The sequence below is a fragment of the Serinicoccus sediminis genome (assembly GCF_004153545.1).
Lineage (GTDB): Bacteria > Actinomycetota > Actinomycetes > Actinomycetales > Dermatophilaceae > Ornithinicoccus > Ornithinicoccus sediminis_A.
Window position 1 is genome coordinate 106,522 of record NZ_SDVA01000009.1, and the last position, 23,711, is coordinate 130,232.

Annotated in this window: 21 protein-coding genes and 1 tRNA gene; 8 read left to right on the forward strand and 14 right to left on the reverse strand. The window is 74.1% G+C overall.

The annotated features are described in order from the left end of the window. Window positions 1–31 precede the first annotated feature (31 nt). A complete protein-coding gene (locus EUS26_RS10175) occupies window positions 32–460 on the reverse strand; it encodes a GNAT family N-acetyltransferase (RefSeq protein WP_130013722.1) in 429 nt (142 codons plus the stop codon). A 168-nt stretch (window positions 461–628) separates the two neighbouring features. On the opposite strand from EUS26_RS10175, the gene aceB reads away from it, so the two are divergent. The 5 genes from aceB to EUS26_RS10200 are packed head-to-tail and all read left to right on the forward strand — an operon-like array spanning window position 629 to window position 7,248. Further along, a complete protein-coding gene (aceB, locus tag EUS26_RS10180) occupies window positions 629–2,245 on the forward strand; it encodes a malate synthase A (protein WP_130013723.1) in 1,617 nt (538 codons plus the stop codon). Between the two features lie 53 nt (window positions 2,246–2,298). Next, window positions 2,299–3,774 (forward strand): FAD-linked oxidase C-terminal domain-containing protein, encoded by a 1,476-nt coding sequence (locus tag EUS26_RS10185; RefSeq protein WP_130013724.1) that lies wholly within the window; start codon window positions 2,299–2,301, stop codon window positions 3,772–3,774. Then, window positions 3,774–5,087, forward strand: a complete 1,314-nt coding sequence (locus EUS26_RS10190; RefSeq protein WP_130013725.1) for an FAD-binding oxidoreductase — start codon at window positions 3,774–3,776, stop codon at window positions 5,085–5,087. Before EUS26_RS10185 ends, EUS26_RS10190 begins: the two co-directional genes overlap by 1 nt. Then, a complete protein-coding gene (locus EUS26_RS10195; RefSeq protein ID WP_130013726.1) occupies window positions 5,087–6,502 on the forward strand; it encodes a (Fe-S)-binding protein in 1,416 nt (471 codons plus the stop codon). Before EUS26_RS10190 ends, EUS26_RS10195 begins: the two co-directional genes overlap by 1 nt. Beyond that, the gene (locus tag EUS26_RS10200; protein WP_130013727.1) at window positions 6,499–7,248 is read left to right on the forward strand and encodes an IclR family transcriptional regulator; all 750 of its coding nucleotides are present in this window, start codon (window positions 6,499–6,501) and stop codon (window positions 7,246–7,248) included. The genes EUS26_RS10195 and EUS26_RS10200 overlap by 4 nt, the downstream gene beginning before the upstream one ends. A 258-nt stretch (window positions 7,249–7,506) precedes the next feature. Here the strand turns inward: EUS26_RS10200 and EUS26_RS10210 are convergent, their stop codons facing one another. The 12 genes from EUS26_RS10210 to EUS26_RS10265 all read right to left on the reverse strand — a co-directional run bounded on the left by EUS26_RS10210 (window position 7,507) and on the right by EUS26_RS10265 (window position 18,575). Next, entirely contained in the window at window positions 7,507–8,751 is a 1,245-nt protein-coding gene (locus EUS26_RS10210; RefSeq protein WP_165368578.1) for an MFS transporter, read from the reverse strand. A 61-nt stretch (window positions 8,752–8,812) separates the two neighbouring features. Next, window positions 8,813–8,885, reverse strand: a tRNA-Ala gene (locus EUS26_RS10215). A gap of 61 nt (window positions 8,886–8,946) precedes the next feature. Then, on the reverse strand, window positions 8,947–9,594 hold the full coding sequence (locus EUS26_RS10220; RefSeq protein WP_130013729.1) for a histidine phosphatase family protein: 648 nt from the start codon (window positions 9,592–9,594) through the stop codon (window positions 8,947–8,949). Window positions 9,595–9,598: 4 nt separating this feature from the next. Further along, on the reverse strand, window positions 9,599–9,982 hold the full coding sequence (gene rsfS, locus EUS26_RS10225) for a ribosome silencing factor (protein WP_130013730.1): 384 nt from the start codon (window positions 9,980–9,982) through the stop codon (window positions 9,599–9,601). Next, on the reverse strand, window positions 9,983–10,567 hold the full coding sequence (gene nadD / locus EUS26_RS10230) for a nicotinate-nucleotide adenylyltransferase (RefSeq protein ID WP_272947960.1): 585 nt from the start codon (window positions 10,565–10,567) through the stop codon (window positions 9,983–9,985). Beyond that, on the reverse strand, window positions 10,567–10,791 hold the full coding sequence (locus EUS26_RS10235) for a hypothetical protein (protein ID WP_130013731.1): 225 nt from the start codon (window positions 10,789–10,791) through the stop codon (window positions 10,567–10,569). The genes nadD and EUS26_RS10235 overlap by 1 nt, the downstream gene beginning before the upstream one ends. A 40-nt stretch (window positions 10,792–10,831) precedes the next feature. Then, entirely contained in the window at window positions 10,832–12,112 is a 1,281-nt protein-coding gene (locus EUS26_RS10240; RefSeq protein ID WP_130013732.1) for a glutamate-5-semialdehyde dehydrogenase, read from the reverse strand. Window positions 12,113–12,167: 55 nt separating this feature from the next. Further along, entirely contained in the window at window positions 12,168–13,292 is a 1,125-nt protein-coding gene (proB, locus tag EUS26_RS10245; protein WP_130013733.1) for a glutamate 5-kinase, read from the reverse strand. A gap of 50 nt (window positions 13,293–13,342) precedes the next feature. Then, on the reverse strand, window positions 13,343–14,848 hold the full coding sequence (gene obgE / locus EUS26_RS10250) for a GTPase ObgE (RefSeq protein WP_130013734.1): 1,506 nt from the start codon (window positions 14,846–14,848) through the stop codon (window positions 13,343–13,345). Window positions 14,849–14,970: 122 nt separating this feature from the next. Beyond that, window positions 14,971–15,240, reverse strand: a complete 270-nt coding sequence (gene rpmA, locus EUS26_RS10255) for a 50S ribosomal protein L27 (RefSeq protein ID WP_058892429.1) — start codon at window positions 15,238–15,240, stop codon at window positions 14,971–14,973. A gap of 30 nt (window positions 15,241–15,270) precedes the next feature. After that, on the reverse strand, window positions 15,271–15,585 hold the full coding sequence (gene rplU / locus EUS26_RS10260; RefSeq protein ID WP_058892430.1) for a 50S ribosomal protein L21: 315 nt from the start codon (window positions 15,583–15,585) through the stop codon (window positions 15,271–15,273). A gap of 164 nt (window positions 15,586–15,749) precedes the next feature. Further along, window positions 15,750–18,575: an Rne/Rng family ribonuclease gene (locus EUS26_RS10265; protein ID WP_337590215.1), complete on the reverse strand. Its 2,826-nt coding sequence runs from the start codon at window positions 18,573–18,575 to the stop codon at window positions 15,750–15,752. Window positions 18,576–18,989: 414 nt separating this feature from the next. Between EUS26_RS10265 and serC the strand changes: the two genes are divergently transcribed. The 3 genes from serC (at window position 18,990) to EUS26_RS10280 (ending at window position 22,607) form a co-directional block, all read left to right on the forward strand. Beyond that, complete coding sequence (gene serC, locus EUS26_RS10270; RefSeq protein WP_130013735.1) at window positions 18,990–20,069, forward strand: 3-phosphoserine/phosphohydroxythreonine transaminase; 1,080 nt, start codon at window positions 18,990–18,992, stop codon at window positions 20,067–20,069. Window positions 20,070–20,081: 12 nt separating this feature from the next. Next, complete coding sequence (locus tag EUS26_RS10275) at window positions 20,082–21,272, forward strand: phosphoglycerate dehydrogenase (RefSeq protein WP_130013736.1); 1,191 nt, start codon at window positions 20,082–20,084, stop codon at window positions 21,270–21,272. A gap of 144 nt (window positions 21,273–21,416) precedes the next feature. After that, the gene (locus EUS26_RS10280) at window positions 21,417–22,607 is read left to right on the forward strand and encodes an MFS transporter (RefSeq protein WP_337590217.1); all 1,191 of its coding nucleotides are present in this window, start codon (window positions 21,417–21,419) and stop codon (window positions 22,605–22,607) included. Between the two features lie 3 nt (window positions 22,608–22,610). On the opposite strand, the gene EUS26_RS10285 is transcribed toward EUS26_RS10280, so the two are convergent. Continuing rightward, entirely contained in the window at window positions 22,611–23,552 is a 942-nt protein-coding gene (locus tag EUS26_RS10285) for a sugar-binding transcriptional regulator (protein ID WP_165368580.1), read from the reverse strand. Window positions 23,553–23,711 lie beyond the last annotated feature (159 nt).

Genomic DNA, 23,711 nt, shown 5'->3' on the forward strand with positions numbered 1-23,711 from the left:
TACGGATGGTGTGACCTAGGTCACACCCGGCTCATCGCAGCTGGACGAAGGCCCGCAGCCGGCCGTCCTCGTGGTCGCGGATCTCGGTCCACCCGAGCGACTCGTAGAAGGCCCGCTGGCCGGGCTCGTCCTCGGTGAGGAGCACCTTCTGACGGCACCGGGCGAAGGGCTCGAGCGCCGCCACCACGAGGGCGCGGCCGACGCCCTCGCGCTGCAGCTCGGGGCGGACGAGGACGTCCTGGAGGTAGGCGATCGTGGCCCCGTCCGAGATGACCCTGGCGAGGCCGAGCAGGTCGTCGCCGTAGCGTGCGGTGACCACCCGGGTGGACCCGGCCACGGCGGCCTCGAGGGTGTCGGGGTCGGTCGTGTAGGACGACCACCCGACGGCGTCGTAGAGCCCGAGCAGCTCCTCGCGGCCGGGGCGGTCATCAGCGCTGATGAGGATCTCGTGGCCACCCACGGGCCACAGCCTAGCCAGCCGGTCCGCCCCCCGCCATCGGTGCCGTCAGGACGCGCGCGTCGCCGGGCGGATCGACCCTGGGAGGGTGGACGGCCACCCGCGGTGACGCTAGGCTCATTCCATCCAGCGAACTCATCGTTCCGCACAGCGGAATACCTCGGAGGCGTCATGACGAGTCCACCCACCCCCGCACTGGACCTGCCGGACGGCGTCGAGGTCACCGGTCCCGTGCACCCGGGGTACGAGCAGATCCTGAGCCGGCCCGCCCTGGAGCTCGTCGCCGCGCTGCACCGGGAGCTCGAGCCGCGGCGGCAGGAGCGGCTGGCCGCCCGCGCCGAGGTCGTCGCGCGGGTCGCCGCAGGCCAGGACCTCGACTTCCTGCCGGAGACCGAAGGGGTGCGCTCCGACCCCTCGTGGAGGGTGGCCCGGCCCGCGCCCGGCCTGGAGGACCGGCGGGTCGAGATGACCGGGCCGACCGACCGCAAGATGACCATCAACGCGATGAACTCGGGCGCCCGCGTCTGGCTGGCCGACCAGGAGGACGCCAACACCCCGCTGTGGGAGAACGTCGTGGAGGGCCAGATCAACCTGCGCGACGCGGTCCTCGGGACCATCTCCTTCACCTCGGCCGAGGGCAAGGAGTACTCCCTGGAGACCACCGACCAGGCCGCGCTGCCGACCATCGTCATGCGGCCCCGCGGATGGCACCTGGACGAGAAGCACGTCACCGTGGACGGGGAGCGGGTCGCCGGGGGCCTGGTCGACGTCGCGCTCTACCTCTGCGCGAGCGCCCGCGCCCAGCTCGACGCCGGCAAGGGCCCCTACTTCTACCTGCCCAAGATGGAGCACCACCTCGAGGCGCGGCTGTGGAACGACGCCTTCGTGCTGGCCCAGGACCGGCTCGGCATCCCCCGAGGGACGATCCGCGCCACCTGCCTCATCGAGACCTTCCCGGCGGCCTTCCAGATGGAGGAGATCCTCTACGAGCTGCGTGAGCACTCCTCCGGGCTCAACGCGGGGCGCTGGGACTACCTGTTCAGCGTCATCAAGACCTACCGCACCCGCGGTGCGGACTACGTGCTCCCCGACCGGGCGGCGGTCACGATGACCGCGCCGTTCATGCGGGCCTACACCGAGCTGCTGGTGAGCACCTGCCACCGGCGCGGCGCGCACGCCATCGGCGGGATGGCGGCCTTCATCCCCTCCAAGGACGAGGCGGTCAACGCCGCGGCCTACGAGAAGGTCACCGCCGACAAGCAGCGGGAGGCCGACGACGGGTTCGACGGCTCGTGGGTGGCGCACCCCGGCATGGTCCCCACCTGCCGGGAGGTCTTCGACGCGGTCCTGGGCGACCGCCCGCACCAGCTGGGCCGCCTGCGCGACGACGTGCAGGTCCGGGCGGCCGACCTGCTCGACGTCGCCGCCACCCCGGGCGAGGTCACCGAGCGGGGGCTGCGCGCCAACATCGAGGTGGGCATCACCTACCTCTCGGTCTGGCTCACCGGCCGCGGGGCGGTCGGCATCCACCACCTCATGGAGGACGCCGCGACCGCCGAGATCAGCCGCAGCCAGGTGTGGCAGTGGCTGCACCAGGGCGTGACCCTCGCCGACACCGGCGAGCAGGTGACCCGCGAGCTCGTGCACCGGCTGACCGACGAGGTGCTGCGGGAGCTGCCGGGCGAGGAGTCCGACCACCGCGCGGCCACCGCGCTGTTCCTGCAGGTGGCGGTCGGCGAGGAGTTCGTGGACTTCCTCACCGTGCCCGCCTACGAGACGATGCCCTGAGCAGGTCCCCACCACGACCAGGGTGGGCGGCGGCTGGACCGAGGAGGCGGACGATGACGCAGACGGACCCACGGGCGGGGGTCGGCGCGGTCCTGCGCGACCTGCGTGAGCGGCTGCCCGAGCACGGGCTCGTCACCGATCCCGCGCAGCGCGAGACGTATGCCTGCGACGGGCTCGCGGCATACCGCGTCCGGCCGGCACTCGTCGTCCTCGTCGAGAGCGCGGACCAGGTCGCCGAGGTCGTCCGGGCCTGCTCACGCCACGACGTGCCCTTCGTCGCCCGCGGCTCGGGCACTGGGCTGTCCGGGGGTGCGCTCCCCCACGCCGACGGGGTCCTCGTCGTCACCAGCCGGCTGCGCACGCTGCACGAGGTGCGCCCGGAGGACCAGCGCGCGGTCGTCGACCCCGGCGTGGTCAACCTCGCGGTGAGCAGGGCGGCCGAGCCCGGTGGCTACTACTTCGCCCCGGACCCCAGCAGCCAGCAGATCTGCTCCGTCGGCGGCAACGTCGCCGAGAACTCCGGCGGCGCGCACTGCCTGAAGTACGGCTTCACCGCCGGGCACGTGCTGTCCCTCGAGGTCGTCACCCCCGACGGCGCGCAGGTCACCCTCGGCACCGAGGCCCCGGACGCCCCGGGGTACGACCTGCTCGGCGCCTTCGTGGGCAGCGAGGGGACCCTGGGCGTCGCGACCCGGGCCACCCTCCGGCTCACCCGGCTGCCCGAGGACGTCCGCACCTGCCTCGCCGGCTTCGGCAGCACCGACGAGGCCGGCGCGGTGACCAGCGCGATCATCGCCGCCGGGATCGTGCCCGCGGCGATCGAGATCATGGACGCCCTGGCCGTCGAGGCCGCCGAGGCGGCGGTCTCCTGCGGCTATCCCGAGGGTGCGGGAGCGGTCCTCGTCGTGGAGCTGGACGGCCCCGCCGTCGAGGTGGAGCAGGAGCTGGACCGGGTGCGGCGGCTCTGCGCGGAGCACGGCGCGGTCGAGTTCCGGACCGCGGCGGACGCCGCGGAGCGCGCGGAGATCTGGAAGGGGCGCAAGTCGGCCTTCGCCGCGGTCGGGCGGATCTCGCCGGACTACATCGTCCAGGACGGCGTGGTGCCCCGGACCTCCCTCCCGGAGGTGCTGCGGGAGATGGGTCGGATCAGCGCCGAGCGCGGGGTCCGGGTCGCCAACGTCTTCCACGCCGGTGACGGCAACCTGCACCCGCTCGTGCTCTTCGACGCCGCCCAGGAGGGCGCGACCGAGCGCGCCGAGGAGGTGTCGGGCATGATCCTCGACCTGTGCGTCGCCCACGGCGGGTCCATCACCGGGGAGCACGGCGTGGGCGCGGACAAGGCGCGCTACATGCCGCGGATGTTCGAGCCCGCCGACCTCGACACCATGCAGCTGCTGCGCTGCGCCTTCGACCCCGCGGGGCTGGCCAACCCGGGCAAGATCTACCCGACACCGCGGATGTGCGGCGAGCGCCCGCGGGTGGTGCATGCGGCGGACGAGCCGTCCGTCGACGGGGCCGAGGTCTTCTGATGTCGCTCGAGGAGGTCCTGGGGGCGACGTGCGCGGTGCGGCCGGCCGGTGAGGAGGACGAGGTCGACGGCGTCCCCGCCGGCGTGGTGGCGCGACCGGCGTCCGCGCAGGAGACCTCGGAGCTGATGCGCGCCTGCTCGGCCCACGGTCTCGCGGTGGTGGTGCGCGGCCACGGCAGCAAGCTGGAGTGGGGTCGCCCGCCGGAACGCGTCGACGTGGTCCTCGAGACGGGCGGCATGGCCGGGCTGGTCGAGCACGCGCGCGGCGACCTGGTCGCGACGGCCGGAGCCGGTATGCCGCTCACCCGGTTGCGCCACCTGCTGGCCGACGCGGGGCACGAGCTGGTGGTCGACGACCTCGCGGTCGGTCGTGGGGCGGACGCGGCCGGGTCCACCCTGGGTGGTGCCGTGGCGACCAACCTGTCCGGTCCCCGGCGGCTGCGGGCCGGCCCCCTGCGCGACCTCGTCCTCGGGGTGCGCCTCGTGCTCGCCGACGGGACGGTCGCCCGGGCCGGTGGCAAGGTCGTCAAGAACGTCGCCGGCTACGACCTGGGCAAGCTCATGACCGGCTCCTTCGGCACCCTGGCCGTCGTCACCGAGGTCACCGTGCGGCTGCACCCCGAGCCGCAGGAGGTCCGGCAGGTGCACGCCCTCGTGCCCCGTGAGCGCCTGGCACCCGTGCTGGCGCACCTCGTCAGGACCCAGACCGCACCGCACGTCCTCGACGTGCACGCCGTTCCGGGGGCGGACGCCCAGGTGTCGGTCGGCCTGGGCGGGAGCCCCGGGAGCACGCGACGCCGGGCCGCGCGGCTCGCCGCCGAGCTCTCCTCGCCCGGTCTGGTGGGCTCTGCCGAGGCCGTCGTCGCCGTCGACCCGGAGCGCGTCACCGTGGAGGAGATCACCCACGTCGTCCCGAGCGCCGCCGAGCCCTGGTCCACCGCGGAGGAGGTGGCCAGGCGGCCGACCCTGCTCCGGGTCACGACGCGGCTGAGCGGCACCGCCGAGCTGGTGCAGGTCGCGAACGACCACGGGCTGACGATCACGGGTTCCGCCGGGGTCGGAGTGCTGCGCGCCACGCTCCCCGAGGAGGCGCAGGTCGAGACGGTGCTCGGTGCCGTGATGGCCGTGCGGGCGGCGACGACGCGGCTGGGCGGGTCCACCGTGGCCCTCGACGCCCCGCCCGCCGTCAAGGCGTCGCTCGACGCGGAGGGCACCTGGGGGCCGGTGCCCGGGCTGGAGCTCATGCGCCGGGTCAAGGCGCAGTTCGACCCCGGGCGGACCCTCGCGCCGGGCCGCTTCGTGGGAGGACTGTGATGAGCACGCAGCCGGGACCGACACCGCGCCGCACGCTGCTCGGGATGCCCCGGGTCCGCGGCGAGCGGTCTCCCGTCCTCGCCGACCCGGCCTTCGACGCCCTCCGCCCGCCCGACCCGGACCTGCTCGACGACTGCGTGCACTGCGGCTTCTGCCTCACCACCTGCCCGACCTACCAGCTGTGGGGCGAGGAGATGGACAGCCCGCGGGGCCGGATCGACCAGATCCGGTCCGCCGCCGCGGGCGCCCCCCTGACCGCCGCGACGGTCGGGCACCTGGACGCCTGCCTGGGTTGCATGGCCTGCGTGACGAGCTGCCCCTCCGGCGTGCGCTACGACCGCATCCTGGAGCAGACCCGGGCCCAGGTCGAGCGTCGGGTCACCCGGCCCCGTCGGGAACGGGCCCTGCGTGCGTTCGTCTTCGCGCTCTTCCCCCACCCGGCGCGGCTGCGGCTGCTGCGCGGCCCGCTGCGGGCCGCCCAACGCACCGGCCTGCTCGACCTCGTGCGGCGCACCGGGCTGGTGGGCCGGGTGAGCCCCGGGCTGGAGGTCATGCAGTCGCTGGCGCCCCCGCTGGGTCCGCGGGTCGTGGTGCCCGGGCGCACCCCGGCGCAGGGGCCACGGCGGGCCGTGGTCGGGATGCTCACCGGCTGTGTCCAGCGGGAGTTCTTCGGCGAGGTCAACGCCGCCACCGCCCGGGTCCTCGCCGCCGAGGGATGCGAGGTGGTCGCCCCCGCGGGGCAGGGCTGCTGCGGCGCGCTGTCGGTCCACAGCGGGCGGGAGGAGGAGGGCCGGGCCTACGCCCGCCGCCTCGTCGACACCTTCGAGCAGGCGGGCGTGGACGCGGTCGTGGTCAACGCCGCCGGCTGCGGCTCCACGATGAAGGAGTACGCCCACCTGCTGGCCGACGACCCGGCCTACGCCGAGCGTGCCCGCGCCCTCGGCGACCGGGTCCGCGACCTCGCGGAGTTCCTCGTCGAGCTGGGCCCGGTGGCTCCCCGGCACCCGGTCGGCGACGCACCCGTCACCGTGGCCTACCACGACGCCTGCCACCTGCGCCACGCCCAGGGCGTGGTGGACGCCCCGCGCGAGCTGCTCGACGGCATACCGGGGGTGCGGCTCGTCGAGATCCCCGACGGCGAGATCTGCTGCGGCTCGGCGGGGGTCTACAACATCCTCCAGCCCGAGCCGGCGGCCGAGCTCGGCGACCGCAAGGCGGCCGGCATCCTGCGCACCGGCGCCGGGCTCGTCGTCACCGCCAATCCCGGCTGCCTCATGCAGATCACCCGGGCGCTGGAGCGCGCCGGCCATCCGCTCCCGTTCGTCCACACCGCCGTGGTGCTGGACGCCTCGCTGCGCGGGGTGCCGCTGGCCGGGGTGGCCGGACGGCGCGCGCCGGGCGGGGTCGCGCCGTGAGCCCGGCGCAGGAGCGGCCCCGGGGCGTGCAGTCGGTCGACCGCGCCCTGGACATCGTCGAGCTGCTCGCGGCCGGCTCACCGCTCGGGGTGACCGAGATCGCCCGGGGGGTGGGCCTGTCACCGGCGACGGCGCACCGGATCGTCGCCGGGCTCGCGTCGCGCGGGTGGGTGCGCCAGGACGCCGACCGCCGGTATGCCGTGGGGCCGGCCGCCCTGCGCGTCGGGGACGCGTCCTACCGCGCCCTCGGTGCCGCGGCGGCACCCGCGCTCCGCGAGGCCGTCCGCCAGACCGGGGAGACAGCCAACCTGGCGGTGCTCGAGGGCGGGGTGATGGTCTACGTCGCCCAGTCCCCCTCCCCGCACACCCTGCGGATCTTCGCCGAGGTGGGCCGTCGGGTCCCGCTGCACTCCACCGCCGTCGGCAAGGTAGCGCTCGCGGCGCGACCCCGCGACACCTGGGTCGAGCTGCTGGCGAGGTCGCCGCTGGAGGCCCGGACCCCGCAGACCCTGACCACCGTCGAGGAGCTCACGTCCGAGCTGCTGACCGTGCGCGACCAGGGTTTCGCCTTGGACGACGAGGAGCAGGAGCTCGGGGTCCGGTGCGTGGCCGTGCCGGTGCCGGTCGCGGCGCTCGAGGTCGCGCTCTCGGTGAGCGGGCCGACCGAGCGCCTCACCCGGGAGCGGGCCCGTGCGGTCGTCCCCGCGCTCCGTCGCGTCGCGACGACCCTGGCCGACCCGTCGTGAGGACGCGCGGGGTCGGCCGCCTGCTGATCCGGGCCGTGCGGGTCGCGGGGCACGCGGCCGGGCGGACGGCACGGCCCGCCCGGGCCGACCCGGGCGAGGTGGTGTGGGCGTGGGTGCCGTACGAGGAGGACCCGAGCCAGGGCAAGGACCGCCCGGTCCTCGTGGTGGGACGCGACGGTCCCCTGCTGCCGTGCGGCGCACGGGCGCCGCGGTGCACGAACGGGTCTTCGACCGCGTCGTGGCGCAGGTGCGTCGGCACTACCCCGGGGTGTGAGCGGCCCCGACCCGACGGCGGCGGTCGATGCGGCCGACCCGGTGCGCCACCCAGCCGGTCCCGAGCAGGCACAGCGAGCCCACGGTGACGCAGACGGCGGCGAGCGGGACGACCAGGGACAGCCCGGAGACGAGCAGCGGCCCGCCGAGACCCCCGAGGTCGCCGGCGAGGCGGTAGCCACCGAGGTACTGTGCGCGGCCCTCGCGCGGCGCGGTGTCGGCGCCCAGCGTCATGACGATGCCTGAGCCGAGCCCGTTGCCGACCGCCATGAGCAGCGCCAGCAGGGTGAACCCGAGCAGGCCACCGGTGAGCGGCAGGACGAGCACCCCCAGCCCGATGAGGGCGACGACGGGCACGGCCACCACGGCGCGCCCGGCCCGGTCCATGGCCCACCCGGCGGGGTAGAAGAGACCGATCTCGAGCAGGGCCGCCGCGCCGAAGACGAGCGAGGTGGTGGCGGCCGAGATGCCGACGTGGTCGGCCCACAACGGCAGCAGGACCATGCGCAGCGACCGGGCTCCCGAGATGACGACGACCGCGCTGCCGACCGAGGCCAGGGTGCGCCGGTGGTCGCGCAGGACCGCCAGCACCCGGGTGGGACGCGCCCCACCCGCCCGTGCGGCCCGTTCGTGCCGCGCCGTCAGGTCCGGGGCCAGCTGCACGACGACGGCGGACAGCAGCGCCGTCGCGGCCGCCAGCCAGAAGACCGAGCGCAGCTCGCCGGTGGCCGCGAGCAGGGCGCCGCCCAGCACGGGCCCGAGGAAGCCGCCGATGCGGTGCGAGCCGCCCAGGGTCGACATGGCCCTGGCCCGCAGGTGCGCCGGGGCGACGACGATGAGGAAGCCCTGCCGGGCCAGCAGGAAGACCGCCCAGGTCACCCCGCTCGCCAGGACGCCTGCGCCCAGCACCGCCAGCGACGGCGCCGAGGCGACGACCGCGAGGGCGACGGCATCGGCCACCCCGGCGAGCACCATGGCCCGCCGTTCCCCGATCCGGGCGACGAGGGCGCCTGCCGGCAGCGCCCCCAGCAGGCTGCCCACCCCGAGCAGGGCCACCACGAAGGCGGCCTGACCGACGCTGGCCCCGAGGTCTCGAGCGAGCAGCGCCAGCACCGGGGTGATCGCCCCCAGGCCCACCGCGTTGACGACCGTGGGGGCGAAGGCGGGCACGGCGATGTGCCGTAGCCGGAACCCCGTGTCGGCCGCGCCCGCGCCATCCTGCCTGGACACCGCGTCCCTCCCTCGGAGCAGCGAGAAGGGCCGGGCACCTGGGTGCCCGGCCCTATACCGGTGGAGCTGAGGGGATTCGAACCCCTGACCCCCTCCATGCCATGGAGGTGCGCTACCAACTGCGCCACAGCCCCGGGTCGCCCCGTGAGGACTTGGATACTTTACCCAGCGCGTTCGGCAATCACCAAATCCCCGTCACGGCACCGGGTGCGCGATCGTGCCCACCGACCCGGCGTCCGGTGGCCCCGCGTTCCAGGTCTCCAGCCGCCACCCCGTCGGGTGCTCGACGAGGTCCGCCCAGTGGCAGTTGCGCAGGCCGACCAGCGCCTGGGCGGCCTGCCCGACGTGGAGGCCCACGACCACGCAGACGAGCGCCCGGGTGGCCAGGCCGTGGGTCGCGAGCACCGCCAGACCGTGCTCGGGCAGCCCCGCGACGACGTCCTCGAACGCCGCCCGGGTGCGGGCCGCGACGTCGGCCAGCCGCTCACCGGTCTCGCCCCGGACGACGTCCTCGCCGCGCTCGAGGGCCAGCTGTGCCTCCGGGTAGCGAGCGCTCACCTCGACGTGGGTCAGGCCCTGCCAGCGCCCGACGTGGATCTCCCGCAGCCGGGCGTCCGGCTCGAGGTCCAGCCCGGTCAGCTCGGCCAGCTCGGCGGCGGTCTGCCGTGCCCGGGCCAGGTCGGAGGAGACGAGGCGGGAGACCCCACGAGCGGCCAGCACGCGGGCTGCCCGCCGGGCCTGCTCGCGTCCCGTCGCGGACAGCTCGGTGTCCAGCTGCCCCTGGTAGACCCCGCCGGCGTTGTGCGCGGTCTCGCCGTGCCGCCAGACGACGACGCGCCGCACCGGCTCAGGCCCCGTCGGGTGCGGCCGGCGCCGGCGGGCCGGCGAGCACGTGCGGGCAGTCCTTCCAGAGCCGCTCGAGGTCGTAGAACTGGCGGTCCTCCGCGTGCATGACGTGCACGACGATGTCGCTGAAGTCCAGCAGGACCCAGCGTCCCTCGTGCTGCCCCTCGCGTCGCAGCGGCTTGGCCCCCAGCTGCAGCAGGCGCTCCTCGACCGCGTCGACGACAGCGCCGACCTGCCGCTCGTTGGGCGCCGAGGCGATGACGAAGACGTCGGTGAGGGCGAGCTGTCCGGAGACGTCGAGCCCGACCACGTCCTGCGCCAACTTGTCCTGCGCCGCGGCGGCCGCGGCCTGCGCCAGCTCGATCGCGCGTTGGGTGGCTGCCACTCAGGGGTCCTTCCGGTAGAGGTCGTACTTGCCGATGTACTGGACGACGCCGTCGGGCACGAGGTACCAGACCGGCTCGCCCTGGGCGGTGCGCTCGCGGCAGCCCGTGGAGCTGATGGCCATGGCCGGCACCTCGAGCAGGGTCACCTTGTCCTCGGGCAGCCCGGCGTCGGTGAGGACGTGCCCGGGGCGCGTGACCCCGACGAAGTGAGCCAGGTCCCACAGCTGGGAGACGCCCTTCCAAGACAGGATCTGGGCCAGCGCGTCGGCCCCGGTGATGAAGAACAGCTCGTCGTCCGGCCGCTCGTCCCGCAGGTCGAGCAGGGTGTCCAGGGTGTAGGTCGGGCCCTCCCGGTCCACGTCGACCCTGCTGACGGTGAAGCTGGGGTTGGACGCGGTGGCGATGACGGTCATGAGGTAGCGGTGCTCGGCGTCCGTGACCTCGCTGGCGTCCTTGCGGTAGGGCTGCCCGGTGGGCACGAACACGACCTCGTCCAGGCCGAGCAGGTGTGCGGCCTCGCTCGCGGCGACGAGGTGGCCGTGGTGGATGGGGTCGAAGGTCCCACCCATCACTCCGAGCCGCATCAGGACTGGGTTCGGCCCAGGTCGGGGTCGTGGTGCGCGTCGGACACCCCGTGCGGGTCGAGGGCCAGCGTGTTGCGGAAGGCCCACAGGAAGCCCAGCAGCAGCACGAACGCCAGGATCGCGATGACGCCGAACATGATGGGCGGGAAGGGCAGCTCGTGGACGACGTGGTGGCCCCCTTCCTCGGCGGCGGCGAGGAGGTGCAGGCTCTGCGCTGGCGACATGGGCGTCACTCTACCTGCCGCACCACGGTGCCCGGCAGGGTCAGCGGATCTGCCCGTCGCCCTCCACGACCCACTTCGTGGTCGTCAGCTCCGGCAGCGCCATGGGCCCGCGGGCGTGCAGCTTCTGCGTCGAGATGCCGATCTCGGCGCCGAACCCGAACTCCCCGCCGTCGGTGAACCGGGTGGAGGCGTTGACCAGCACCGCGGCGGCGTCGATCTCGGTGGTGAACCGGCGGGCGGCGGCGCGGTCCGCCGTGACGATCGCCTCGGTGTGCCCGCTGCTGTGCTGCTGCACGTGGGCGATGGCCGCGTCGAGGTCGTCGACCACCCGGGCCGAGATGTCGAGGGAGAGGAACTCGGTGTCGTCGTCCTCGGCGGTGACCGGCTGGTGCACCGCGCCGGCGGCCTCGGCATACCGGCACATCTGCTCGTCGCCGCGCACGGTGACCCCGGCCGCGGCGAGCTGCGCCATGATCCCCGGCAGCACCCGCTCGGCGGCCTCCCGGTGGACGAGGAGCGACTCGGCCGCGTTGCACACCGAGGTCCGGTGCGTCTTGGAGTTGGTGACGATGGCGACGGCCATGTCGGTGTCCGCGCTGGCGTCCACGACGACGTGGCAGTTCCCGACACCGGTCTCGATGACCGGCACCGTCGACTCGGTGACCACCGTCTGGATGAGGCTCGCGCCTCCCCGGGGGATCACGAGGTCGACCAGCCCACGCGCTGTCATCAGCGCCCGCGCCGCGTCGTGCCCGCCCTCGGAGAGCAGGTTGACGGCGTCCGGGGAGATGCCCCGCTCCTCCAGCCCGGCACGCAGGATCGCCACCAGGGCGGCGTTGGTGGACCCGGCGGCCGAGCCGCCGCGCAGGATGACCGCGTTGCCGCTCTTGAGGCCGAGCCCGGCGGCATCCACGGTGACGTTGGGGCGGGCCTCGTAGATCATGCCGACGACCCCCATGGGCACCCGCACCTGGCGGATCTGCAGCCCGTTGGCGAGGGTCGACCCGCGCACCACCTCCCCGACCGGGTCGGGCAGCGAGGCGACCTGCCGCAGCGCGTCCGCGACGGCATGGGTGCGGTCCGCGTCGAGGGTCAGCCGGTCCAGCAGGTTCTCCGGCAGCCCCTGGGCGCGCCCGCGCTCGAGGTCCTCGCGGTTGGCCGCGACGACGCGCTCGGCCCCGGCGTCCACGGCGTCGGCGAGCGCGAGCAGGGCGGCGTCCTTCTCGGCGCGGGTCAGCAGCGCGAGCTGGCGGGCGGCGGTGCGCGCGGCCCGGGCGACCGCGGCGACCTGGTCGACGACCTCGGGGGCGATGGTGCTCATGTGACCTCCTGGTCCGGTGGACCGGCGATGGTGGGGTATGTCGTGTCTGACGGGGCTAGAGGACGACGAGGTCGTCCCGGCGGACGACGGGTCGGGGCGCGGGGGCGCCCGAGCGCAGGGCGGCGTCGCGGACCATCCGGCGGCCCACGAGCGGGCCCAGCTCGGCGGCGTCGTAGCCGACGAGGCCGCGGGCGACCACGCGGCCCGCCTGGTCGCACAGGTCGACGGTGTCGCCGGCGCTGAAGCGACCCTCGACCCGGGTGATGCCCACCGGCAGCAGGGAGGTCTGGCGACGGACGACGGCCTCGACCGCCCCGTCGTCGAGGACGACCCGGCCGGTGGCGCTGCTCGCGTGCGCCAGCCACCGTCGGCGCGCGGGGCTCTTGGTGCCGACGGGTGTGAACAGGGTGCCGACGTCCTCGCCGCGCAGGGCCTGGTGGACCTGGTCGGCGCTGGTGACGAGCACCGGGATGCCCTCGGCGACCGCCATCTGCGCGGCGGTGACCTTGGTCTGCATACCCCCCGTGCCCACGCCGGACCCGGCGGTGCTCACGTCCACTGCGGCCAGCGCCTCGACCCCCGCGACCAGCGGGATGCGGGCCGAACCGGGGCGGGACGGGTGCGCGGTGTAGAGGGCGTCGACGTCGGACAGCAGGACCATGGCGTCGGCGTCGACGAGGTGGGCGACGAGTGCCGCGAGCCGGTCGTTGTCGCCGAACCGGATCTCGTCGGTGGCCACGGTGTCGTTCTCGTTGATGATGGGCACCACCTCCAGCTCCAGGAGCCGCTCCAGGGTGCGGGAGGCGTTGACGTAGTGGCTGCGCCGGTGCATGTCGTCGGCGGTCAGCAGCACCTGCCCGACCTGGACGCCGTGCAGGGTGAAGGCCTGGGTGTAGGCCGCCATGAGCGCGCCCTGCCCGGTGCTCGCCGCGGCCTGCTGGGTGGCCAGGTCCTTGGGCCGGCGGTCCAGCCCCAGCGGCACCATGCCGGCGGCGATCGCCCCCGACGACACCAGGACGACCTGGGTCCCCGCCAGCGACAGCTTGGCCAGGCTGCTGGCCAGCGCCTGCAGGCGGAAGCCGTCCAGACCGCCCTGCGGACCGGTCAGCGAGGAGGAGCCGATCTTGACGACCATGCGGTGCGCGTCACGGATGACGCTGCGGTCGACGGTCGAGGCCATGGGACGAATACTATTCCACTTGCGTGCATAGTCATGCACCTGAGCCCGGCTCAGTCGTCGTCGGTCCAGTGACCGGCGCGGCGCTCGGCCGCGAGCTCCTCGCGGGCCGCGGTCGCGGCGTCCTTGCGGCCGTGGAAGGCCTCCCGCTTCTCGGCTCGGGTCGGCCGGGACCGGTCGTCCAGCCGCAGGTCGGTCCCGCGGCTGCCGAGCAGCTCGGCGCCGCCGGCCATCGTCGGCTCCCAGTCGAAGACGACCGCGTCGTCCTCGGGTCCGATGAGCACGGTCGACCCGGCGACCGCTCCGGCCTTGAGCAGCTCCTCCTCGACCCCCAGCCGGGCGAGCCGGTCGGCGAGGTAGCCGACGGCCTCGTCGTTGGCGAAGTCGGTCTGCCGCACCCAGCGCGTGGGCCGCTCCCCCAGCACCCAGAAGACCTCGTCCTCGCCGCCGCCCTCGCGCCGCACGGTGAAGCCCTGGTCGTCCATCGCCTTCGGCCGGACGACGACCCGCGCAGGCTCGGTCTCGACGTGCTCGGCGCGGGCCCGGGCCACGTGCCCGGCCAGCGCGAAGGTCAGCTCGCGCAGACCCTGGTGCGCGACCGCGGAGACGACGTGCACCTCATAGCCCTGCTCCTCCAGGTCGGGCTGCACCATCTCGGCGAGCTCGCGGGCCTCGGGGACGTCCGCCTTGTTGAGCACGACGACGCGCACCCGCTCGGCCAGCGGGATGCCGCCCAGCTGGCCGTGGGGCACGTAGGCCGCGAGCTCGGCCTCGATGACCTCGAGGTCGGTGAGCGGGTCGCGTCCTGGCTCCAGGGTCGCGCAGTCGATGACGTGCACCAGCACGTGGCAGCGCTCGACGTGCCGCAGGAACTGCAGCCCCAGACCCTTGCCCTCGCTCGCCCCCGGGATGAGCCCGGGCACGTCGGCCATGGTGAAGCGCTCACCTCCGGCCGTCACCACGCCGAGGTTGGGCACCAGCGTGGTGAAGGGGTAGTCCGCGATCTTGGGCCGCGCGGCGGACAGCACGCTGACCAGGGACGACTTGCCGGCCGACGGGAAGCCGATGAGCGCCACGTCGGCGAGCGTCTTGAGCTCGAGGACGACCTCGGTCTCCTCGCCCGGCTCGCCGAGCAGGGCGAACCCGGGGGCCTTGCGACGCGGGGAGGCGAGGGCCTTGTTGCCCAGCCCGCCCCGGCCGCCGCGCGCGGCGACGAACTCGGTCCCGTCCCCCACCAGGTCTGCGAGCACCTCTCCCCCGCGGGTGGTGACGACGGTGCCCGACGGCACCGGCAGCACGAGGTCCTCACCCTGGGCGCCGTTGCGCTCGTCGCCCTCGCCCGGGCGGCCGTTGGGCGCGCTGCGGTGCGGCCCGTGGTGGTAGTCGATGAGCGTCGTCACCTGGGCGTCCACCCGGAGCACGATGTCACCCCCACGGCCGCCATTGCCGCCGTCGGGGCCGCCGAGCGGCTTGAACTTCTCCCGGTGCACCGAGGCCACCCCGTGGCCGCCCTTCCCGGCGCGCAGATGCAGCACGACCCGGTCGACGAAGTTGGCCATGTGGTGATCCTCTCAGGTGGTGCAGACAGCGCGACGCCGGCGGGTCGTGTCGGACCCACCGGCGTCGCCGATGCCGTGCGCCGGGTGGTCCCGGCGTCTCATCAGGTATGTGGTGCCGCGCCTCAGGCGTCGACGGTCGCGCTCTGGCCGACGATGTTGACGGTCTTGCGGCCGCGCTTGGCGCCGAACTCGACGACGCCCGGGACGAGCGCGAACAGCGTGTCGTCACCGCCGCGGCCGACACCCTCGCCGGGGTGGAAGTGGGTCCCGCGCTGGCGGACGATGATCTCGCCGGCGCCGACGACCTGGCCGCCGAAGCGCTTCACGCCGAGGCGCTGCGCGTTCGAGTCACGACCGTTGCGGGTCGAGGACGCACCCTTCTTGTGTGCCATCTGCTGACTCCTCCTTGGCTCGGGTGACGCTCAGGCGTCGATCGCGGTGATCTTGACCTGGGTGAGCGGCTGACGGTGACCCTGCCGCTTCTTGTACCCGGTCTTGTTCTTGTACTTCTGGATGACGATCTTGGGGCCCTTGACGGCACCCACGACCTCGGCGGTGACCGTGGCCTTGCCGAGGGCGTCGGCGTCGGTGGTCACGGCGTCACCGTCCACCAGGAGCACGGGCGCGAGCTCGACGGTGTCGCCGGCCGCAGCGTTGCCGCCGACCTTGTCGATGGTCAGCACGTCGCCGACGGAGACCTTCTCCTGGCGGCCGCCAGCACGGACGATCGCGTACACGTTGAACTCGCTTTCTGCTTCTCTCGCGGTGGGCTCGGACAAGCCCTGGTCGACGTCTGGACCCGGTCGAGCCGACATACCAGGATGTCGTCTGCGAGACCGGCCCCGGACGTCCGGGCGAACCGACGCACCAGACTACCGTGCGCGGCGCCCCGGCTCCAAACTCAGGACGGCGTCCCGGCGGACTCGTCCGGTGCCTGCTCCTGCGGGGTGGTCCCGGTGTCCTCGGCGGCGTCGTCGTCGACGGTCGTCGCCCCTGTCGCAGCCTCCCCCACGGGCGGTCCTGCCGGGGCGACGACCCGGCCCCGTCGCCGTCGCCGGGGGGCGGGGGCGGGTTCGTCCACGACCGGCGCCACCGGGGCCCGGTTTTCCGCGGTGGCCGGCGCCGCCGGAGCATCCGGCTCCTGCTGCGGCACGGCGGGAGTCTCGGGCTCCGGCGCCGCGGGTGCAGGGTCCGGGACGGGCTGAGCGGCCGGCGTCTGCGCGGCACCGGGGCCCCGGTCGGCCACCTGGTGGGCGGCCGCCCCGGCCGCGGCGTCGGCGGCCTCCGAGCTCGCCCCTGCGCTCAGCGCCGCGGCGTGGGCAGCGGCGGCGATCTGCGCCGGGGTCGGGCCGGAGGGGTTGGGGGTCGGCAGGACGTTCTTGGGCTCGGCGGACCCGCCGTTGCCGCCGTTGCCGCCCCGGCCCTTGCCACGCCGCTTCCCGCCGCCGTTGCCCGCGTTGCCGCCGTTGCCCTCGTCGCCGCTGCCGCGCACGACCGGCTCGGTCTGCACGACGACGCCACGGCCCGAGCAGTGGGTGCAGCTCTCCGAGAACACCTCGATGAGCCCCGAGCCGACACGCTTGCGGGTCATCTGGACCAGCCCGAGCGAGGTGACCTCCGCGACCTGGTGCTTCGTGCGGTCGCGGCCGAGGCACTCGAGCAGCCGGCGCACCACGAGGTCACGGTTGCTCTCCAGGACCATGTCGATGAAGTCGACGACGATGATGCCGCCGATGTCGCGCAGCCGCAGCTGCCGGACGATCTCCTCGGCAGCCTCGATGTTGTTCTTGGTGACCGTCTCCTCCAGGTTGCCGCCGGAGCCGGTGAACTTCCCGGTGTTGACGTCGACGACCGTCATCGCCTCGGTGCGGTCGATGACGAGGGACCCGCCCGAGGGCAGCCACACCTTGCGGTCCATGGCCTTGGCGATGGCCTCGTGCACGCGGTAGGTGGTGAAGACGTCGGTGGTGCCGGTGTCCTTCTCGACCCGGTCGGCGAGGTCGGGGGCCACCTCGTCGATGTAGCGCTTGACCTCGGTCCACGCCTTGTCACCGGAGACCACCAGCTTGGCGAAGTCCTCGTTGAAGACGTCCCGGATGACCCGCACGGTCATGTCCGCCTCACCGTGCAGCAGGGAGGGGGCGTTGGCCGTCGTCGACTTCTTCTCGATCCGCTCCCACATCGCGGTGAGCCGCTCGACGTCCGCGCGCAGCTCCGCCTCGGAGGCACCCTCGGCGGCGGTCCGCACGATGACGCCCGCGTCGCCGGGGACGACCTCCTTGAGGATCTTCTTGAGCCGGTTGCGCTCGGTGTCCGGCAGCTTGCGCGAGATACCCGTCATCGAGTTCCCGGGCACGTAGACCAGGTAGCGGCCGGGCAGGGAGACCTGCGAGGTCAGCCGTGCCCCCTTGTGGCCGATCGGGTCCTTGGTGACCTGGACGAGGACCGACTCGCCGGACTTCAGGGCGTTCTCGATGCGCTTGGGCTGGTTGCCCTCGAGACCGGCGGCGTCCCAGTTGACCTCGCCGGCGTAGAGCACCGCGTTGCGCCCCTTGCCGATGTCGACGAAGGCCGCCTCCATGCTGGGCAGCACGTTCTGGACCCGACCCAGGTAGACGTTCCCCACCATCGTGGACTGCGCCGAGCGCGAGACGTAGTGCTCGACCGGGACGCCGTCCTCGAGCACGGCGATCTGGGTGCGGTCCTCGAGGCCGCGCACGACCATGACCCGCTCCACGCTCTCGCGGCGGGCGAGGAACTCGGCCTCGGTGATGACGGTGCGTCGCCGACCGGCCTCCCTGCCCTCGCGCCGGCGCTGCCTCTTGGCCTCCAGGCGGGTCGACCCCTTGACCGAGGTCACCTCGTCCTTCGCGGACCGCTCGCTGCCGCTGCGCGAGCGGCGGCGCCGACGCTTCGTGCCCCCCGACCCGTCGTCCTCCGACTCCTGGGCGTCGCGCTGCTGGTCGCCGGGCTCGGCCCTGGCGTCCCCGCCCTTCTGGTCCGACTGGCCGGAGCCGGAGTCCTTGCCGCCGCCCCCGCCGCGGCGTCGACGCGAGGACCCGGACGGCTTGTCCCCGTTCGACGGCTTCCGGTCCTCCTCGTCCGCATCACCCTTGCCCTCGGGCTCCTGGTCCGGGCCGCCGTCCTCGCCGGCGCGCGAACGTCGGCCCTTGCCGCCGCGGCGCCGACGGCGCCGCCCGCGACCCCCGTTGTCCCCGTCGTCGTCGGCGTCCCCGCGGCGGTCGTCGTCGGCACCGGCGCCATCCGGGGTGGTGTCGCCGCGGTCGGTGTCGTCGTGGTCGGTGTCCTCGCGCTCCGTGGCGGGCCCGGCCTCGGGTGCCGGGGCGGGTGCGGTCGACGCCGAGGTCGCCCGGCGGGACCGACGCCTGGGCAGGTCGGTGAGGTCGGGAGCCTGGAACACCAGGCCGAACGAGGGCTGCGCGGCGGGGGCCTGCTCCTCCTCCTCCTCGGCCGCCTCCTCCTCGGTGGCCTCGTCAGCGTCCTGCTGCGGGGCCTCCTCCTCGGCGGCCTGCTGCGGAGCCTCCTCCTCGGCGGCCTGCTGCGGAGCCTCTTCCTGAGGGACGTCAGCCGGGGGGGTGTCCTGCTCGGCCGCCTCCTGCGGCGTCGCGTCCTGCTGCTGGGCCCCGCCGGCGTCGACGGTCTCGTCGGACGGTCCGGGTGAGTGCTCTTCGTCGGTCGGTGCTGCGGAGGTGCGCTCGTCAGACACGTGGTGTCCTTCCAGGCCGCGCGGCTCAGGCCCACACCGGGCCTCGGTGGCCCACCTCCCGCGCGGCGCGGGTGCGATGTCGTCGCGACCGGCCGGCCACGACGGAAGTCGTCCTGTCGTCACCGGCTGCGGCTCGCGCGCTCGCGCGGCACCGGTTCCGGCGCGGCACGGGCTCGCGACGCGGTGTGACCACCGCCGTCGTCTCCTGCGGGGGCCCAATCTCGGGGGCCGCACCGCAAGGGCTCGTGCCGGGCCGCACGACGCTGTGGGACGCCGTCCGACCGAGTGGCAGTATCGCACATCCCGGGTCGACGACGGCACCGATCACGCGGTGCGCCGTACCTCGTGCCCGGCCGCCGGCGACCACGGCCCCGTGGCCGGGACGGGCCGTGGTTGACGGTACGGTAGGGCCCCGTGCGAGTCTTCAACTTCTCAGCCGGTCCAGCCACCATGCCGCTCGAGGTCCTCGAGCGCGCCCAGTCCGAGCTCACCGACTGGCGCGGGTCCGGGATGTCCGTCATGGAGATGTCCCACCGCAGCCCTGAGTTCGTGTCCATCGCCGCCGAGGCCGAGCGGCGCCTGCGCGCGCTGCTCGAGGTGCCTGACGACTACGCGGTGCTGTTCCTGCAGGGCGGCGCCACCGGGCAGTTCTCCGCCGTCCCGCTCAACCTCGCCGCCCCCGGCGCGCCCGCGGCATACCTCAACACCGGGTCGTGGTCGAAGAAGGCGATCGCCGAGGGTCGCAAGTACGTCGACGTGCAGGTCCTCGCCGACGAGAAGCAGTCGAACTACGCCACGGTCCCGGCGGAGGGCTCCTTCGAGGTCCCCCAGGACGCGAGCTACCTGCACTACACGCTGAACGAGACGATCGGCGGGGTGGAGTTCCCCTACGTCCCCGACGCCGGGTCCGTGCCGGTCGTGACCGACGCCAGCTCGACGATCCTGTCCCGGCCGCTGGACGTCTCCCGCTTCGGCGTCATCTACGCCGGCGCGCAGAAGAACCTCGGCCCCGCGGGCCTGTGCGTCGTCGTCGTGCGTCGCGACCTCCTCGAGCAGGCGCGGCCCGACGTGCCGGCGGCCCTGGACTGGAAGGCCATGGCGGAGGCCGACTCGATGCTCAACACCCCGCCCACGCTCGCGTGGTACCTCGTCGGACTGGTGCTGGAGTGGGTCGAGGAGCAGGGCGGCGTGCAGGAGATGGCCCGCCGCAACCAGGCCAAGGCCGACCTGCTCTACGGGGCGATCGAGGCCTCGTCGTTCTACTCCAACCCGGTGCAGCCCGCGGCCCGGTCCTGGATGAACGTGCCCTTCCTCGTCCCCGACAGCTCCCTGGAGAAGCCCTTCGTCGCCGCGGCCGCCGAGGCCGGGCTGTCCGGCCTGGCGGGGCACCGCAGCGTGGGCGGGATGCGGGCGAGCATCTACAACGCCATGCCGATCGAGGGCGTCCGGGCCCTCGTGGACTTCATGACCGACTTCGAGCAGCAGAACGGCTGAGACACCACTCCCATGAGCCAGACCTACCCGATCCAGACCCTCAACGCCATCTCCCCCATCGGCCTCCAGCGGCTCGACCGGGACCTGTTCGACATCGGCACCGACATCGCCGAGCCGCGGGGCATCCTGCTGCGCTCGGCCGACCTGCACTCCGCCGAGATCCCGGACTCCCTGTATGCCGTGGCCCGCGCCGGCGCCGGCACCAACAACATCCCGGTCGAGGCGATGGCGGCGCGCGGCATCCCCGTCTTCAACACCCCCGGCGCCAACGCCAACGCGGTCAAGGAGCTGGTCATCGCGGGCATGCTGCTCGCGGCGCGCAACCTCTACCACGCCGCCGACTACACCCGCGGCCTGGTCGCCGAGCAGTCCCTGAGCGGCGCCGACCTGGACCAGCAGGTGGAGGCCGGCAAGAAGCAGTTCGCGGGCTACGAGCTCCCGGGCCGGACGCTGGGCGTCATCGGCCTCGGTGCCATCGGGGTGCTCGTCGCCAACGCGGCGCAGTCGCTGGGCCTGAGGGTGCTCGGCTACGACCCCGCCATCACCGTCGAGCGCGCCTGGCAGCTCTCCCCCAACGTCGAGCAGGTGACCAGCGTCGAGGAGCTGTTCGCGCGGTCCGACATGATCACGCTGCACGTCCCGCTCATCGAGGCGACCCGGGGGCTGGTCGACGCGGACCGTATCGCGACGATGCCGGCCGGCGGGGTGGTGCTCAACTTCGCCCGCGGTGGCGTGGTGGACGAAACAGCCGTCCTGGAGGCCCTGGACTCGGGGCACCTGCACGCCTACGTCAACGACTTCCCCAGCGAGGCCGGTGCGGTCCATCCCAAGGTCATCGCGCTGCCCCACCTGGGCGCGTCGACCGGTGAGGCCGAGGACAACTGCGCGGTCATGGCCGCCGACCAGCTCTCCGACTACCTGCTGCACGGCAACATCCGCAACTCGGTGAACTTCCCTGAGGTCGTCATGGCCCGCACGCCCGGCACGACGCGGTTGGGCATCTTCAACGAGAACAAGCCCAACATGATCGGGCAGATCACCGCCACGCTCGCCGACGCCGGCCTCAACGTCGCCGAGTTCACCAACAAGTCCAAGGGTGAGGTGGCCTACACCCTGGTCGACGTCGAGGGCGAGGTGCAGGACGGGTTGAAGGACGCGATCCTGGCGATCGACGGCATCATCCGCGCCCGCAAGATCGACTGACCACACCGCCGTGGGCGGACTACCCTGACGGGTATGTCGCGCCCCCGTTTCCCCTCCGGCGAGGGTTGAGCCCCGGTCGGGTCGCTCGCGGTCGCCTGGCGCTCCACGCACGAGGCGATCCCGCTCTTCGGCGTCTACGCCCTGCTGTTCGCCGACCAGGGGCTCAGCACCTCGCAGATCTCCGTGCTCCTGGCGGTGTGGTCGCTCAGCGCGTTCGTGCTGGAGGTCCCGTCCGGTGCCTGGGCGGACCTCCTGGACCGCCGTCGTCTGCTCGTGGCGTCCGGCCTCGTCTACGCAGGCGCCTTCGCGACCTGGCTGGCCTGGCCGGGCTTCTGGGGGTTCCTGCTCGGTCTCGTCCTGTGGTCGTGCTCGGACGCCCTGCACTCGGGCACCTGGGAGGCGTACCTCTACGAGCAGCTCGCGGCGCGGGGTGAGACCGGGCGCTACGCCCGTATCAAGGCCCGGTCGGAGAGCGTCGCGCTGCTCGCCATGGCGGGGGCGATCGCGGCCGCCGCGCCGCTGCACCAGCTGGGTGGCTACCCCGCGGTCGGGACGGCCAGCCTGGCGGTCGCGCTGGTCCACGTCGGGGTGACGCTGCGGCTCCCGCGCCCGGTGCGCGACGGCGCACCCGGGCCCCCCGGGCCGCTTGCCGCGCCCCACCCCACGTCGCCGCGGGCGGTCGACCCCCCGCCGGGCCCCGGTCACCCGGCCGCCGCCACGGGCTGGGCCAGCACCCTGCGTCAAGGCCTCGCCGAGGCGCGCGCCGTCGGCCCGGTGCGGCGGGTCCTGGTGGGGTATGCCGCCGTCGTGACCCTCGTCGGGTTCGACGAGTACTTCCCTCTGCTGCTGGCTGACGACGGCGCGACGGTCGGGCGGGTCGCGCTCGTCATGGCGGGGATCGTGCTCCTCGAGGCGGTCGCGACCGGGCTCAGCGACCGGGTCGCCGTGCTCACCGGGTGGCGGCACGCCGCGCTGGTGCTCCTGGCCGGGGTGCTCCTGGCGTCCGGCGCAGGCGGGACGGGGCTGCCCGGCGCCCTGGCGCTGGGCGTCGGCTACGCGGTGGCCAGCAGCCTCTACGTCGCGGGTGACGCCCGGCTGCAGCACGCCATCGGGGGTGCGAGCCGGGCCCGCGCCACGGTGACCTCGGTGGCGGGCGTCGCCGGAGAGGTCGGCTTCATGGTGACCCTCGCCACCGTGGGCCTGCTCACGCTCGGCCTGGAGCTCACCCCCGTCGTGGTGCTCGCCACCCTCGTCCTCATGGTGCCGGCCGCCGTCGCAGCCTGGCACATGCCGGCCGGCTCGCCCACCGGGGCGGACGAGGCCGGCCCGGGCTGAGGGTCAGGCCCCGTCCAGCAGGGCCTGCGCCGTGTCGTAGGTGGTGACCAGGCCGTTGATGAGGTCCCCGGTCATGGCCGCCCGCAGCGCCTCCACCTTGCCCGGCCCGTGGGCCACGGCGATGACCCGGTCGATGGAGCGCAGCTGCTCCGCGGAGAGGGCGATGAGGCGTTCCGACAGGCAGGTCCGCACCGGACGACCACGCCCGTCGAAGCAGGCGCCCACGGCCTCGCCGACGACCCCGGCGTCGCCGACGCGTCGCCGGCAGTCCTCGTCGACCGAGTCGTAGATCGTCGACTGCCCCTCGGCCCAGGCGCCCACGCCGACGACGGCCACGCTGACCTGGTCCGCGGCCGCGAGGGTGCCGCTGACCGCCGGGTCACGGCGCACCGCCTCGGCCGCGGCGGCGTCGGGCATGACGAGCGGGGCGAAGAACACCCTGCGCCCTCCCCCGGACAGCCGGCCCGCGCGCCGGACCAGGTCGACCGAGCTGGAGTCCTCGCTGATCCCGGCCAGAGCCCCGCTGAGCTGCACGATCTCGACCGGCGGCAGGCTCTCCAGGGCGTAGACCATGTCGTGCACGGCGCGGCTCCAGGGCAGACCGAGGACGTCGTCGGGGCGCAGCACCCGGGTGAGCAGGCCGGCCGCGGCCCGGCCCAGCTCGGCCCGGACGTCGAGGGCGGTGGAGGAGACGGGGGCCACGAGGGCGTGCTCGAGGGAGAACCGGGCGCGCAGCTCCTCGGCCAGCCGGCCGTCACGGGCGTCCGGCTCGACGATCTCGATGCGCACCACCCCGGCCTCGTGCGCGAGGTCCAGCAACCGCGCCACCTTGAACCGGCTGATGCCGAGCGCCTCGGCGATGTCCGTCTTGGCCTGGCGCTGCTCGTAGTGCCTCCGGGCCACGGCGACGGCCAGGGCGAGGTCGGGCTCCTCCCGGACGGGCACGAGAGCCTCCTGCTGGTGGTCGACCCCCCGGGGGGGGGGTCGGGCGGACGGTGGGAGGACCATTCTCCCGGGTCGGACGGGGCGAGGTCCACGTCCTTGACAAGCGCGATGGGGCGCGTTTCACTGAGCATACTCATATGTGCACGATGATGCGCTCGC